Below are 13,577 nucleotides of genomic sequence, written 5' to 3'. Positions count from 1 at the left end.
CGAACGCGCCACGGCCGAGCCCGGCAAGCCCGACGCATCGAGCGCGCCGGCCGCGCTCGCCTCGATCCGCCAGGCGGTCGCTGACGTGCGCGAGGGCCGCGCCGGCGCCGTCGTCACCAATCCCATCGCCAAGAGCGTGCTCTACCGCGCAGGCTTCCGTCATCCCGGCCACACCGAATACCTCGCCGAGCTCGCCGCGACCGACGGCCACGTCCCGCAGCCGGTGATGATGCTGTGGTCACCGCGGCTCGCCGTGGTGCCGGTGACCATCCACGTCTCGCTGCGCGAGGCGCTGGCCCAGCTCACGAGCAAGCTGATCGTCTCGACCATTCGCATCGTTGCGATCGAGCTCAAATCCCGCTTCGGCATCACGGCGCCGCGGATCGCGGTCTCCGGCCTCAATCCGCACGCCGGCGAGGACGGCTCGCTCGGCCACGAGGAGCAGACCATCATCGCGCCGGCGCTGAAAGCGCTGCGCAACGACGGCATCGAGGCCAAGGGCCCGCTGCCTGCCGACACCATGTTCCACGAGGCTGCGCGACAGACCTATGACTGCGCGGTCTGCATGTATCACGACCAGGCGCTGATCCCGATCAAGACGGTCGCTTTCGACGACGCCGTCAACGTCACGCTCGGCCTGCCCTTCATCCGCACCTCACCCGACCACGGCACCGCCTTCGACATCGCCGGCACCGGCAAGGCCAATCCGGCAAGCCTGATCGCCGCGCTTCGGCTCGCCAGCCGCATGGCGGCTGCAAACCTCTGATGAGCGCGATCGACGACCTCCCGCCGCTGCGCGAGGTCATCCGCCAGCATGCGCTGTCGGCCCGCAAATCGCTCGGCCAGAACTTTCTGCTCGATCTCAATCTCACCGCGCGCATCGCGCGCGCCGCCGCGCCGCTTGAGGACTCCACCATCGTCGAGATCGGGCCCGGCCCGGGCGGGCTGACGCGCGCTTTGCTCGCGCTCGGCGCGAGGCGCGTCATCGCCATCGAGCATGACGATCGCGCGATCCCGGCGCTACGGGATATCGCCGCGCGTTATCCCGGCCGGCTCGAGATCGTGCATGGCGATGCCATGACCTTCGACCCGCGTCCGCTGCTCGATGGCGAAAGAGCAAAGATCGTCGCCAACCTGCCCTACAACATCGCGACCCAGCTCCTGATCAACTGGCTCACGATCGAGCCCTGGCCGCCCTGGTACGAGATGATGGTGCTGATGTTCCAGCGCGAGGTCGGCGAGCGCATCGTCGCGCGCGAGGACGAGGAGGCCTATGGCCGGCTCGGCGTGCTCGCCAACTGGCGCTGCGAGACCAAGATCCTGTTCGACATTTCGCCCTCCGCCTTCGTGCCGCCGCCGAAGGTCACCTCCTCCGTGGTGCGCCTGAAGCCGCGCGCAGAACCTCTGGCCTGCGATCGCAGGCTGCTCGAACAGGTCGCAGCCGCAGCTTTCGGCCAGCGCCGCAAGATGCTGCGGCAAAGCCTGAAATCGCTGGGCGTCGATCCCGCGCGGCTCGCACAGGCTGCCGGCGTCGATGCGACCCGTCGCGCGGAGACCATTCCGATTGCGGGCTTTGTTGCCATGTCCTGTGAATTGGCCAATATACGAAGCGAAGAAGCATGATCCGGACCCGGAAGGCCGCGCTAGCGCAAAGTGTGAAGCGGTTTTCCGAAACAGATCATGCTCAAACAATGAGATAATTTCGGAGGAAAGAATATGGCGCTGATGCGCAGGCAGTCCCTGGTCAAGTTCGACGCGCCCTTGTGCGAGACCATCGTCGACACGCCCAAGCCGCAAGGTCGCGAGGTGCTGGTGCGCATCGAGCGCTGCGGCCTCTGCCACTCCGACCTGCACATCCAGGACGGCTACGCCGACCTCGGCGGCGGCAAGAAGCTCGACACCACGCGCGGCATGACGCTGCCCTTCACGCTCGGCCATGAGATCGCCGGCGTCGTCGATGAAGTCGGCCCCGACGTTCCCGCCGGACTCGTCGCCGCGAAGAAGGCGGTGTTTCCGTGGATCGGCTGCGGCCAGTGCCGCGACTGCCAGAACGGCGACGAGAATCTCTGCGTCAAGCAGCGCTTCCTCGGCGTCTCCATCGACGGCGGCTTCGCCACCCATGTGCTGGTGCCCGACGCCAAATATTTGCTCGATTACGATCCCCTGCCCGTCAATCAGGCCGCGACCTTGATGTGCTCCGGCGTGACCGCCTACGGCGCGCTCAAGCGCCTGGTCGACCGTCCCCGCCAGCGCAACCTCCTGCTGATCGGGCTCGGCGGCGTCGGCATGATGGGCCTGTCGTTCGCGCAGGCGATGTTCAAGCAGCCGATTACGGTCGCCGACCTCTCACCGGCCGCGCGCGAGACCGCGCTCAAGAACGGCGCCGCGAGCGCCTACGATCCGGCCGAGCCTGACGTGATCAAGCGCATCCTCAAGGAGACCGAGGGCGGCTTCGACGAGATCGTCGATTTCGCCGGCAACGAGAAGTCGATGGCGTTTGCCGTCGCGGTCGCCGCGCGCGGCGGCAAGATCGTGGTTTCCGGCCTGATGGGCGGCCAGTTCACGCTGCCGATGGTGCAATGGGTCTACAAGCGCATGACCATCGAGGGCTTCATGGTCGGCACGCTCGCGGAAGCCCACGAGCTGATGGCGCTGGCACGCGCCGGCAAGATCAAGCCGACACCGATGCGCGAGGAGCCGATGGGCGATGTCCAGAAATGGATCGACGAGTTGCGTGCCGGCAAGGTGGTCGGTCGCATCGTGCTCAAGAACTGAGATGCGCTAAAATCCGCGAATCGCGCGCCGGCGTAACCAACGCCGTCGCCGCGTCCAAGGCGCGATCAGCCGAAATCCAACTTAGGCCGAGGTTCCGGTGACACGTTTGGTCCGGGACACGAGCCGGCGCGCGGAACGGGCGCGGCTGCACGGCGTTGGCAGCGCATGACCATTCGCTGCACCGTCGAGGACGCATTCTTCATTGCCTGGAGCTTCCTGGAGAAGAGCGGCGAGCTCGGTCCGCCGGATGTGTCCGCAAACGTCATCCTCGATGCCATCGAGGCGCAGCTCAAGACCGGCGAGCGCCGGCCGTTGATGCTCGCCAACAGGGCGATCGCCCGCTACCGCGAGCACGCCGCGCGTAGCTGCGCGCCGGACGAACGCGAAGCACGGCTTGGATAGACGCACGGCTTGGACAATGGTCTTCGCTCGGCAGCTGCGGCGCCGATCGCCGTCGCAGATGCGTTCACACCTGAACAGACCGCCACGTGCAGCCGGCGCCGAATGCCCGTAGTTCTCCGGCCAAGAACAGAGTTCTATCGCGTTTAAAACGCTTTAGAACGTAACGGCACCATTTGGAACGTCGCGAACCTTCATTGCGTTGATCTTAAATCAGGCAACGATGGAGTCGATGCGCATGACAAAGCCGTTGACGAAAACGGTGGGCCCTGTTCCCGAGCAGAACCGGAGTCCCAAGGGCGCCGGCAGCGCGCCGTCAGTTCCCGTCGACACCACCAAGGGTCGCCGCGACGACGAGAAGCAGAACATCCGTGAGCAGGCTGCGCATGGCAACCTCACCCAGAACACCAGCAACAGGCGCATGGGGTAGACGATGAAGGGAGTGTTGGACGTGACGACTCCCGGCCGATGGTACGATCCCATCTCGGAGCGCTGGATTGAGCCGCGCGACACGCGGACCGCAACGCCGCCTCGTGCGGAGGACGATGCGGTCTTCGAACGTCAAAGGAAATTGCAGATCGAACGCATCTGGCGTGCGCTGGTCGATTGCTGCGCGCGCGAGTGAGACAACTGCAGGTGATACAATTGCAAGGCCGGCGCCTGGGATGGCGTTGGCCACGCCTTCGGCCCCCTTATTTTTTCTTGCCGTCGGTCCTGTTCTCTCCCTTGGACATATCCTTCGTGCCGGGCCGATTTGCCTGATTTGCATTCATGCCGGTGGTATCCATCGCCCCCTTCTCATTGGCGCCGTTCGTGTTCTCCGGCCTTTCCATGCCGCTCTGCGGAGCGGGCCCGGTATTCTGGGCAATCACGGACCCGGTCATGGCGGCAAACGCGATCGCTGCGATGAGCGCTTTCATGGGCATCTCCCTCGTCTCATGAATGACGTGCCCGGGAGAGAGTTGTTCCCCTGCTCGAGCTGGACCTTGCACTGGCGCGCACCGCCGTTCACGGCGGCGATTGACGCTTCAGGTGCAGATAGGCCGGGTTGAAATCCCCGAGCCGCTGCAACTCGCGCCATTTCAGTACGATCAGCTCACCGTCGCGCAGGTCCATGGCTCCGCTCCGCCTGAGATCGGCAAGCGTCCGGTTCACGGTCGCAATCGCCATGCCCAGCGTCTCGCCGAGCTGGGCCAGGCTGATCGGCATCCGGCAGCGATTGCCACGGACCAGCTGCGCGGCGCGGGCGCGATAGAACAGCTCGCAGAACAGGTGCGCCATGCGCGCCTGCATGGGACGGGCGCTGTTGTTGATGATGGCCTCGCGAAAGATCGCGGCATCGAGCAGCGTCTCGCGCCAGACGGCATACCCGAAAGTGGGCCGCCGTCGGAAGGCGGCGAACAATTCGCGATGCGGGATGAAGGCGACCAAAGCCGGCCCCAGCGCACTCAGCCCATGATCCATCTCGTTGATGAACAGGCCCTGCGCGTCCGGAAGATCGCCGGTGAGATGGAACGCGAGATATTGCCGCCGCCCGCTGCCGAGCAGATGGTAGCGCGCGACCATGCCCGAGACGACCAGCGCCGAATGTTCAGGTTCATCGCCCTGACGGATGAAATCCTCGTTCGGCGCAAAGTCGCGAAGCGTGAAGGTGAGCGCCCGGATTTCGGCGACATCCTCCTCCGCCAGCGCAGTGTGCTCCCACAGGTTCCGGATCAGCACGTCGTGGGCTTTATCCATGCGGCCGCCAAAAATCGCACCGGTTCGATCAAATGATACATCTGGCCGGTATTCAGCGGACTAGAACGCAAGTCGGAAACACAGGTTGCTAACGGGGTTTGCGACGGCACCGGATCGCTTTCACCCCTCCATCACCCAGCGAACCGAGCGCCCCTCTCATGAACCCTACCACGATCCTGGAGCGCATCCGCCGCCTGTTCGCGTCGGAGCGAAGCGAGCACTTGGACAGCATGAACGACGCCTTCCTCAAGGGAACGTTGAACGAGCCGGTCCGGCCGATGTCGGATCAGGAGCTCGCCCGCGCCATCCGCGAGTTCCGCGCCGCGCCCGTCTCCGACCGGACCCTCGCAATGCTCTCCCGGCGCTTCGTCGAATCGCCCCGCGACGGCTGAGGCGCGCACCGAGTCTCATGCCGCATCCGAAATGGCCCCGGCTTGATGGCCGGAGCCTCGAACGTGATATGTTCTGGACGCGATCAGTACTTTGCGACCGCCGCGCCACATACATCCAGTGCGTAGGATGGGCTGAGCCCTTGCGAAGCCCGTCGCCCGCCCAACCTGCGGGAATCCATCGCAATCTTCGCCTACCGGCCAGAAGCGGAAGCATCGGCCCAGCGTCATTAAATGCTCATCCCGGCTCGACGATATCCAGCCGTCGGACAACGGAAAGCTGATTTCACATGTTGTGCGTGAAGGCGTGGTCAGCGCGGTCCTGAGGTTCAATCTGGCCAGCCAGATCTTGTCGCAGACGTGCGGGCCTACCAATTAAGCCGCTTCCAGCGCTCGGCGATCGGTCGCGATAGCCCTTGCACTTCGTCTCTTCTTTGTACTCGCCGTGCTTGCCCCACTTCCGCTCGATCTTGCAGGGCCCCCGGTAATACTCCTGCTTGTATTCGCGGTCATAGTTGTATGCGCGGTAGGGACCACGGTCGTAGCCCCATCGGCCTTTGCCGCTCTCATCGTTCCAGGGGTCGGCGTGTGCAAGTGTCGCGATCAACGCGAGAGCAATTCCGATTGTCGGAAGCACGTACTTCATGGTTCGACCTTTCAAGTAGCTGCCCAGCGCCGGGCAATGGGAAGGCGCTGGGCTTCCGGCAGTGCTAGAGCGTCGACGTGGGCGCCACTCAGCATCGCCCGAACGCTCAAAACAATTCGGTTAGTGGCACGACACTAAGAAAATAGTAGCTGAGGCCACCGATAATGAGAACCGTAGGCACAGCCCAAAGCAGCAGGACTGGCATGGTTTCCTCCGTCTAGTTCTGCCAGCGAGCTAAACGGGCGATGGAGGGGTCCAGTTCCGGAGCGGACGAGCGCCGTCCAGCCCTTCATGCTGCTCACCGCACCGTAGAGAAGGCAAGCAAGCCGACGATGGCCAGCGACCACGCCCGCGCATGCGCCCCCACGGTAGGAACGAGATGCGCAGATGCGAGCTGAGTCCGGAAGCTCTGCAGCAATTGCGCTGATCAGCTCATAGGGCCGGCGCGAGCTTGGAGCGATCGGGATGCGCCTTTTCATCTTCAGGAGGAACATCGAGGTAATTGATTGCATTGATTCGAGCGCGGCTTAAGCAGGCGCCTCCACTCTTTAGGAGCGAACGGTGTCCAGATCACCTGTTTCGAAGGACGAGCTTGAGCGCATGGCGCTGCAGGAGATCCGGAGCTTTCCAGGCACAGAAAAGGTCGTGTCCATCGAAGTTGAGTTCGGGCCCGATTACCGACCCGGTACCTCAGACTGGAAGCTCCATGTCGTCGCGCAAGAAGGCTGCGATCTTGCACGCATTCAATACGCATCGAAGACCACAGGCGACCGGCTCAAACGTCGCTATGAGATCCGTTTAAACTAATTTCACCGAACGTCTGCATCGAGGCAATAAGCGGTCATTACCGGACGGCGTCGGGCAGGTCAGCTAAGGGGCACAAACAGCGGTCCGACGCTCAGCTCGTCAGGTCCGGGTCTCCTCCGAGACCGGCCTTTGCGACGGCTTACAGGGGGTTCGGCCGAGGGGTCAATAAGCGACGTCATAATGCCTATTCGATCACTACATCGGCCCACGTCAGCACGGTCGGTGGCATGTTGATGCCGAGTGCTTTGGCGGTCTGGAGGTTTATAACAAGTTCGTACTTGGTCGGCCGTTCGACTGGCAGGTCGCCAGGTTTCGCACCCCTGAAAATCTTGTCGACAAAGGTCGCAGACCGGCGAAACTGATCTGGCAAGTCAATCCCGTAGCTCAAGAGGAAGCCCGCTTCGGCGTATTCTCTCACGGCAGAGATTGCAGGCAGCCGATCTCTGACGGCCATGACGCCAATCAGGCCGCGATGGTTGAACAGCACCCCATCGCTTAGCACGAGAAGCACCTGCGCGCGTTCTCTCACCATTGTCGCGAACGCTTGTTCAAGTATGTCCGGCCCGCGCGCCTCGGCCGGGACAAGAGTCAACGCCAGCGCTTGGGCAGCTTCCCGCAGCGACGTCAGCCGGTCCTGATTGGGCGCAAAGTCCGGATTCCACAGAATGCCTACATGCGAGAGGTTCGGCAGAACGTCCTTCAGAAATTCGAGCCGCTTGCCGTTGATCTCATCGCCGGGCTCCGAGCTGAACCCGGTGACGTTGCCACCCGGGCGCGCCAGACTGGCAACAAGTCCGGCACTGACCGGCTCGGCACTGTTGGCCATCACGATCGGAATCGCCCGGGTCGCCTTCATGGCCGCAACCGTGGTCGCATTGGTTCCGGAAACGATGACGTCCACGCCGAGCCCGGCCACCTCTGTGGCAAGCGCCGCCAGCCGCCCCATGTCTCCGTCGGCAAAACGGTACTCGATGACGACATTCTCGCCGACGCGGTAGCCAAGGCTCCGCAGGCCCGCTTCGAAGGCTCTAACATTACGAAATGTTTGCTCCCGCGACGCGCTCGCGAGATACCCTACCCGGTAGACCGACCTTGCCGGCTGCTGCGCACGCGCGCCGAGCGGCCACGTCGCCGCCGCACCGCCGATCAGCCCCATGAACTCGCGCCGTCTCATTGAGCACCACGGAGGAAACGCCCGTCCATGTCCTAAGCCTAGCACTTTGCGGCGAGACAGCGAGTGAGAATGAGCAAATAATCGGATCTCCGAAGCTGCGTCCCAATGTCCGAGATGGGTCAAAGTCGGCGGTCTGCCTTCCTGAAAGCCGCATCCGGTCTACGTTCGCAAGCGCTCAAAACCATCCTACGGACCAGACGAAGTCGATGCTGCGCGCTTTACCTACAGATGTAGGTAAGCATCCTTTGATAAGGAATTCGGCTCCAATGCTATCGAAAATTGGACGCGAAGTCCCTCGTTAGACCAAGCAAACAAGAATTGGACTTCGGCAAATCTAGCTCGTTATACCCCGATGAGCGGACAACCGGCGACCGGTCCCCGCTTCGCTTTCGGGGCCAGAACCGGATTTTGTCCAGACGCCAAGTGCGTCCGCCAGCCGTGCTGCGCTTATCAATTTCAACGCGGCCAGACCTAACGGAGCTAAGATAAGGGCCCCGACGCACTGGACGCGTCGGGGCCCAAACGCGTTACTCACTGCGGTCAGTCGCAGATGCGGCGGCGAACCACAACATCCTCACCGAATCGGTTGATCCGGTGTTCGACGATGGTGCGGCAACCGCCGTAGTATTCGTCACCATAGTGACGGTAATATCGGTCCGGGCCGACATAGACGCCGCCGGGACCGATGCCAAACTCAACAGCGTTTGCTGTTGTTACCGCTCCCGTAGCTAGAGCAGCCACTGCGGCGAGCGCGAGGATCATTCGCTTCATTTGGCACTCCTCTCGCAAGTGACGGAGTATTGGGCCAACGATCGGGCCGGAGATTGGTTTCGTGACAATGAGCGGGCACCAATGCAGAAAATCGTCGTTCCATTATGAACAGCGCGTTCACGAAGGATCCGGGTCAAAGTCGGCGGTCCGCCTTCCTGAAAGCCGCATCCGGTCTACGTTCGTCAGCCGAGGTTTGCACGGGCTTCGAGCCGGGCAGTGCGTAGGATGGGTTGAGCGCTTGCGAAACCCATCATCCACCCGGGACGAAGTTGCGACGGTGCGCGGTCATGACGGGATGTTACCACGAAACGAGGGCGATGGGTTTCGCAAGCGCTCAACCCATCCTACGAGTTGGCTATACAAGCGCGGAACGGCCCGTATCCATAGGGAATCGCTTAACCGCCTATGCGAGGAGGATGCATGACCAATGTAAAGGGTCCGATCATATCATTTGCGGACCTGCCATCCATCGAAGCCTATCTGTCTGCACACGAGGGAAGCGAGAGCGGCTTTTGGCTTAAGCTCGCTAAAGCTGGCGCACCAGAAGCAACCATCACCAAGGCGCAGGCCATCGAAGCCGCCTTATGTCACGGATGGATCGATGGTCAGCTTGGGAAGTTTGATGAGCATTACTATTTAGTGAGAATGACGCCGCGGCGACGTGCGAGCCGATGGTCCGCAATCAATCGGGATACGGCGGAGCGTCTTATTCGCGAAGGGCGCATGCAACCTGCCGGGTTGAGCGAGGTCCAGAAAGCCAAGGCCGATGGTCGCTGGAGCGCGGCGTATCAATCCCAGGGCAAAGCCGAACCTCCGTCCGATTTCCTGGCTGCGCTGGCTGCAAATTCGGAAGCAGAACGGGCGTTTGCGACGCTCGACCGTGCCAACAGGTTCGCCTTCGTCTATCGCGTGAACGATGCCAAGCGCCCCGAAACGCGGAATAAGCGAATTCGCGAGTTTGTAGAAATGCTCGCCCGGCGCGAAACCATTCATCCAACCAAAAGCAAGGGGGCTCCAAGGGCCTGACCGAGCAGCGGAGCAGAGAATGAACGCATTGGAGGTTGGCGCAGGTCCGCTCGGGGTCACGGTCTGCCGTCCCGAATACAGCAGCCGCACGGCGGCACTATCCCCGAGAACTGACGACTTCCTGCTGCCCCCGTCGGCAGCATTGGGGCAGAAGCGGACTCGTGCATCGCCAGCAAAAAACGGCACTGATGACTCGCGCCAGTCCTTAGACCATCAGCTTCCATGACCAGTAGATACCTATCGCCATCTGGACGGCGAACGCGGTGAAGCGGAGACTTACTGCTATCGGACTGTTCGACGCGAGATGGATAATCGACTGCACAATCCTTGCGCCGAGAAACCAAAACGCGAGAGGGTCTGTAACAGACGTTCTTGATACCATGACCGCAATCGCCAACAAGCCGCCGAAAATCGGTAGACCTTCGATGCAATTCGCGTGAGCCCGTGCGAGGCGCTGCATGAAGGGCGATAGTCCGGAGTTATCTGGCGTGAAGGCGTTGGCCGCAACCTTTCCAGTCACGACGAGATACGTTCGGATGGTTTCCATCACGACCAGCAGAAGGAGCGCCCACGAGACGAAGCCTGCCAGTGCGTAGCCCGTGTTGGACATGTCCCCTCCCAAGTCATTTCCTGCCCTTTGTTCATTTGTAGCCGATCCTCTCCGGACAAGACAAACAGGACTCCTCCTCCCTGTCCGCTTCGGGTCCATCTGCGGACAACGTGTCGTGCGGCCGCCCCGAGGTCTATTGTTATAGATTTGTGATGCTATGGCGCCGCGCTTGATCTACCATCGTTCAACGGGCGGAGAACGCTCGGGGACCTCATGAGTAATCTCCGACCCAAGGACCGATCATGGGTGGAATAGGAGGACATCATGCAGGAAATGGCCACCGAAACCTTCATCGGCAACATGCGCGGCCCGGTTATCAGGCGAATGGATGCCGATTATGACGCTGTGCGGAGCCTCTACAACGGGATGATTGATAAGAGTCCCGTGATGATTGCGCGCTGCGCCGACGTCGCCGACGTCGTGGCGGCAGTCAATTTCGCAAGGGAGAACGAACTTCAGGTAGCGATCCGCGGAGGCGGGCACAATGGGCCAGGCCTTAGCAGTGTCGAGGACGGGCTGATGATCGACATGTCGATGATGAAAGGCGTGCGGGTCGATCCCTCCGCGCGCACCGTCCGCGTCGGTCCCGGCTGCACGCAAGGCGATGTTGACCACGCCACGCATATCTACGGGCTTGCCGTGCCGGCCGGAATTGTGTCGACCACCGGGATCGCCGGGCTGACGCTCGGCGGCGGCACCGGATATCTCACCCGCAAGCATGGCCTCACCATCGACAATCTCCTCGAGGCGGATGTCGTGCTCGCCGACGGTCGCATCGTCACGGCCAACAGGTCGGAGAACGCTGACCTTTACTGGGGCCTGCGGGGCGGCGGCGGAAATTTCGGCATTGTGACGAGCTTCCTGTTCCAGGCTCATCCGGTGCACAGGGTCTATGCCGGTCCGATCTTCTGGGATCTGGAAAATGCCCGGAGCGTCCTGCGGAAATATCGGGATTTCCTGCCTAGCGCTCCCGAGGAACTTGGGGCCTTCGTCGGCTTGAAGACCGTTCCACCGGTGGACCCATTCCCGGCGGAGCATCAGGGCAAGCGCGCCTGTGCCATCATTGGCTGCTACAACGGTCCGACAGAAGATGGCCAGGCAGTCATGGCCAGGTTGCTCGGTGACCTGCCCCCGCCGCTCTTCAACTGGATGGGCGAAATGCCCTATCCGGCGCTCCAATCCATGTTCGACCCGTTCTTCCCGAAAGGCTTGCAATGGTACTGGCGCGGCGATTTCGTGAAAGAGCTGACCGACGAAGCAATTGACGCGCATATCGAGCAGGCCCGGAACGCACCGAGCGCGCTTTCGCTCATGCATCTTTATCCGATCGATGGCGCCGTCCATCGCGTTGGCAAGAACGACACCGCCTGGAATACGCGCGAAGCGAACTGGTCAATGGTCATCGCCGGCATCGATCCCAACCCGCAAAAAGCGGGCGAGATCACGCGCTGGACCAAGGGCTATTGGGAGGCCGTGCATCCTTACTCGGCCGAAGGCGGCTATGTGAATTTCATGATGGAGGATGGGGACGAGAGCAGACTCAGAGCCACTTACGGCGACAATTACGATCGGCTCGCGGCCCTGAAAGCGAAGTACGACCCGACGAACTTCTTCCACATGAACCAGAACATCAGACCGCTGCACTCGTAAGCTAACACGTCCGCCGCACGGTTCGGTCGCGACCAGAACCTCATGTCGGAGCGTTCTTCCGTCCAGGGAACGACGGGAACGCTCCGGTGTCGGTCTTCGGCGGACAAAGTCGCGGAATCCGGAACGACGAACGGAATTGATGGTGGCCCCCGGGAGGCGTCGGGCAACACACCGCGTCAAGCCCTCGCCGCGAAAATATTTCACTTTTCCGAATTTCGGATTTATGGCATACACCACGCATCCCGGCCCTGCCAAAGGGGCGTTCGCGACCGTCACGAGACGCGGGCTGGGTGGCGGTGGACGCGGCAGCGTCGGCGCGGATCAGCGGGATGACGGGGCGGGCAACCGTGAGTCGTCACGCTGGCGCGGTACGACACGGCGCCGTAACAGCGGTCTCGTTGATGCCGGGGGCGAGCACACGCAAGCCTCCAGGCATTCAGGCGGGACCGTCCGCGGACGGAGAAGTCGTGTGGTCCTGACGCCCGGGGTCTGTGCGTCAAGGCTTGCGGTGATGTGGCGGCCCGACCGGGCGCGCGCATCAGCCATCTGCAAGACGACGGGGGCAATAGTGCATCGCTCCCCGGGGGAGAGCACGAAGGACACCGTTAAAACCATCCGCGCAGGGAAGGCCGGGCGTTCGGCCAACCCGTGGTCCACCCCGTGTGCACTCTTCGTGGCGCACGGACATGCGGGTGCCGCCGGCGCCCGGCCTTCCCTGCGCCCTTTTGGCTTCCAAAGGGCGATGAGATCAAAGCAAGACTCGGGCGAAACGCGCCGCGGGAGCGCAGAGCTATGTCGCGTTCTGTCTCGATCCACGAGTCAGTCGGCGTGACCTTCACAGGCTCCGGCCGTCTCGGGGGCCGCAGCGGTTCCGGAACCTGGCGCCGCTCCGACGGCTGCGGCGGAACCTGGAGTTCGGCGAAACAGTAACGACGTGAAAAGGCCCGATTTCGCCGCGGAACCAACGCACCGCAGGCCCGATTCAAGCCACATCCTCTCCGGATTTGCGGCTCATTGCCACCCAAGTCTTTGATGACAAAGGGGTGGTTAAGAGTTGCGTCATGCGTAACCGGGAGACCAGGATGGGCAACCGCACCGCAAAGTTCATATCCGCGCTAGTCGGCAGCATCATTGCTGGCGCGCCACTGGCCGCCGTGTCGCAGAACGCGCAGACCGCACCGAGCACGGCCAACGCGGCCGCCGATTGCCTCGCCTCGCCGAAGGGCGCCGCGCCGCAGGGGCAGCACTGGTACTATCGCGTCGAACGCGGGACCAAGCGGCAATGCTGGTATCTGCGCGCCGCCGGCGACAAGGACAGCGCGAAGTCCGTGCAGAGCGCGCAGGCCACGAGCGATACGCCGACGGCGCCGGCGCAGCAGCAGCAACAGCAACAGCACCCGGTGCAGGATGCGCGCGCCGAATATCTGACAGCGCGGAGCGGTGTCGCCCCCCAAACACCAAACGCGGTTGCGCAAGCCGCAGCCGCGACGGCGGCGCAACCATCTGCGGACCAGGCCGCTGACGGCAACGCGCAACAACCCGCGGCGTCCTGGCCCGATATCTCCACGGCGTCCGCGCCGCCCGCGCCAC

General features: G+C 62.7%; 16 protein-coding genes and 1 pseudogene. 11 read left to right on the top strand and 6 right to left on the bottom strand.

The features are described from left to right. The 6 genes from pdxA to CWO91_RS43465 all read left to right on the top strand — a co-directional run. Positions 1–766, top strand: a 766-nt coding sequence (pdxA, locus tag CWO91_RS37905; RefSeq protein WP_130220509.1) for a 4-hydroxythreonine-4-phosphate dehydrogenase PdxA, incomplete at its 5' end; no start/stop codon positions are given. Beyond that, on the top strand, positions 766–1,623 hold the full coding sequence (rsmA, locus tag CWO91_RS37900) for a 16S rRNA (adenine(1518)-N(6)/adenine(1519)-N(6))-dimethyltransferase RsmA (RefSeq protein ID WP_130220508.1): 858 nt from the start codon (positions 766–768) through the stop codon (positions 1,621–1,623). The genes pdxA and rsmA, both read left to right, overlap by 1 nt. 93 nt (positions 1,624–1,716) lie before the next feature. Beyond that, a complete protein-coding gene (locus tag CWO91_RS37895) occupies positions 1,717–2,775 on the top strand; it encodes an alcohol dehydrogenase (protein ID WP_130220507.1) in 1,059 nt (352 codons plus the stop codon). 165 nt (positions 2,776–2,940) lie between these two features. Next, the gene (locus CWO91_RS37890; protein ID WP_130220506.1) at positions 2,941–3,177 is read left to right on the top strand and encodes a hypothetical protein; all 237 of its coding nucleotides are present in this window, start codon (positions 2,941–2,943) and stop codon (positions 3,175–3,177) included. A 235-nt stretch (positions 3,178–3,412) separates the two neighbouring features. Beyond that, positions 3,413–3,604, top strand: a complete 192-nt coding sequence (locus CWO91_RS37885; RefSeq protein ID WP_130220505.1) for a hypothetical protein — start codon at positions 3,413–3,415, stop codon at positions 3,602–3,604. A 21-nt stretch (positions 3,605–3,625) separates the two neighbouring features. After that, complete coding sequence (locus CWO91_RS43465) at positions 3,626–3,799, top strand: hypothetical protein (RefSeq protein ID WP_165405990.1); 174 nt, start codon at positions 3,626–3,628, stop codon at positions 3,797–3,799. Between the two features lie 67 nt (positions 3,800–3,866). Here CWO91_RS43465 and CWO91_RS37880 read toward each other — a convergent pair whose 3' ends face one another. Then, on the bottom strand, positions 3,867–4,094 hold the full coding sequence (locus CWO91_RS37880; RefSeq protein ID WP_130220504.1) for a hypothetical protein: 228 nt from the start codon (positions 4,092–4,094) through the stop codon (positions 3,867–3,869). Between the two features lie 88 nt (positions 4,095–4,182). Further along, complete coding sequence (locus CWO91_RS37875) at positions 4,183–4,914, bottom strand: Crp/Fnr family transcriptional regulator (RefSeq protein ID WP_130220503.1); 732 nt, start codon at positions 4,912–4,914, stop codon at positions 4,183–4,185. A gap of 158 nt (positions 4,915–5,072) precedes the next feature. Here CWO91_RS37875 and CWO91_RS37870 point away from each other — a divergent pair, with 158 nt between their 5' ends. Further along, positions 5,073–5,306 carry a hypothetical protein gene (locus CWO91_RS37870; protein WP_130220502.1) on the top strand — a complete coding sequence of 78 codons (234 nt, stop codon included), beginning with the start codon at positions 5,073–5,075 and terminating at the stop codon, positions 5,304–5,306. A 283-nt stretch (positions 5,307–5,589) separates the two neighbouring features. Here CWO91_RS37870 and CWO91_RS45695 read toward each other — a convergent pair whose 3' ends face one another. Then, entirely contained in the window at positions 5,590–5,949 is a 360-nt protein-coding gene (locus CWO91_RS45695) for a hypothetical protein (protein WP_245471506.1), read from the bottom strand. 561 nt (positions 5,950–6,510) lie between these two features. Here CWO91_RS45695 and CWO91_RS37860 point away from each other — a divergent pair. Next, positions 6,511–6,756, top strand: coding sequence for a hypothetical protein (locus CWO91_RS37860; RefSeq protein ID WP_130220501.1), 246 nt, complete (start codon positions 6,511–6,513; stop codon positions 6,754–6,756). A 184-nt stretch (positions 6,757–6,940) separates the two neighbouring features. Here CWO91_RS37860 and CWO91_RS37855 read toward each other — a convergent pair whose 3' ends face one another. After that, positions 6,941–7,912 (bottom strand): ABC transporter substrate-binding protein, encoded by a 972-nt coding sequence (locus CWO91_RS37855; protein WP_165405989.1) that lies wholly within the window; start codon positions 7,910–7,912, stop codon positions 6,941–6,943. A gap of 558 nt (positions 7,913–8,470) precedes the next feature. Beyond that, on the bottom strand, positions 8,471–8,701 hold the full coding sequence (locus tag CWO91_RS37850) for a hypothetical protein (RefSeq protein ID WP_130220499.1): 231 nt from the start codon (positions 8,699–8,701) through the stop codon (positions 8,471–8,473). A 420-nt stretch (positions 8,702–9,121) separates the two neighbouring features. On the opposite strand from CWO91_RS37850, the gene CWO91_RS37845 reads away from it, so the two are divergent. Continuing rightward, on the top strand, positions 9,122–9,727 hold the full coding sequence (locus CWO91_RS37845; RefSeq protein WP_130220498.1) for a YdeI/OmpD-associated family protein: 606 nt from the start codon (positions 9,122–9,124) through the stop codon (positions 9,725–9,727). Positions 9,728–9,932: 205 nt separating this feature from the next. On the opposite strand, the gene CWO91_RS37840 is transcribed toward CWO91_RS37845, so the two are convergent. After that, positions 9,933–10,337, bottom strand: coding sequence for an MAPEG family protein (locus CWO91_RS37840; RefSeq protein ID WP_130220497.1), 405 nt, complete (start codon positions 10,335–10,337; stop codon positions 9,933–9,935). 264 nt (positions 10,338–10,601) lie between these two features. Between CWO91_RS37840 and CWO91_RS37835 the strand changes: the two genes are divergently transcribed. Continuing rightward, positions 10,602–11,987, top strand: a complete 1,386-nt coding sequence (locus CWO91_RS37835; RefSeq protein WP_130220496.1) for an FAD-binding oxidoreductase — start codon at positions 10,602–10,604, stop codon at positions 11,985–11,987. Between the two features lie 1,082 nt (positions 11,988–13,069). After that, positions 13,070–13,577, top strand: a pseudogene (locus CWO91_RS37825) (hypothetical protein); the annotation flags it as partial.

It is taken from the genome of Bradyrhizobium genosp. SA-3 (assembly GCF_004212635.1).
Taxonomy (GTDB): domain Bacteria; phylum Pseudomonadota; class Alphaproteobacteria; order Rhizobiales; family Xanthobacteraceae; genus Bradyrhizobium.
The sequence above is the reverse complement of the archived record's forward strand: the minus strand, read 5'-3'. Positions and strand labels throughout refer to the sequence as shown.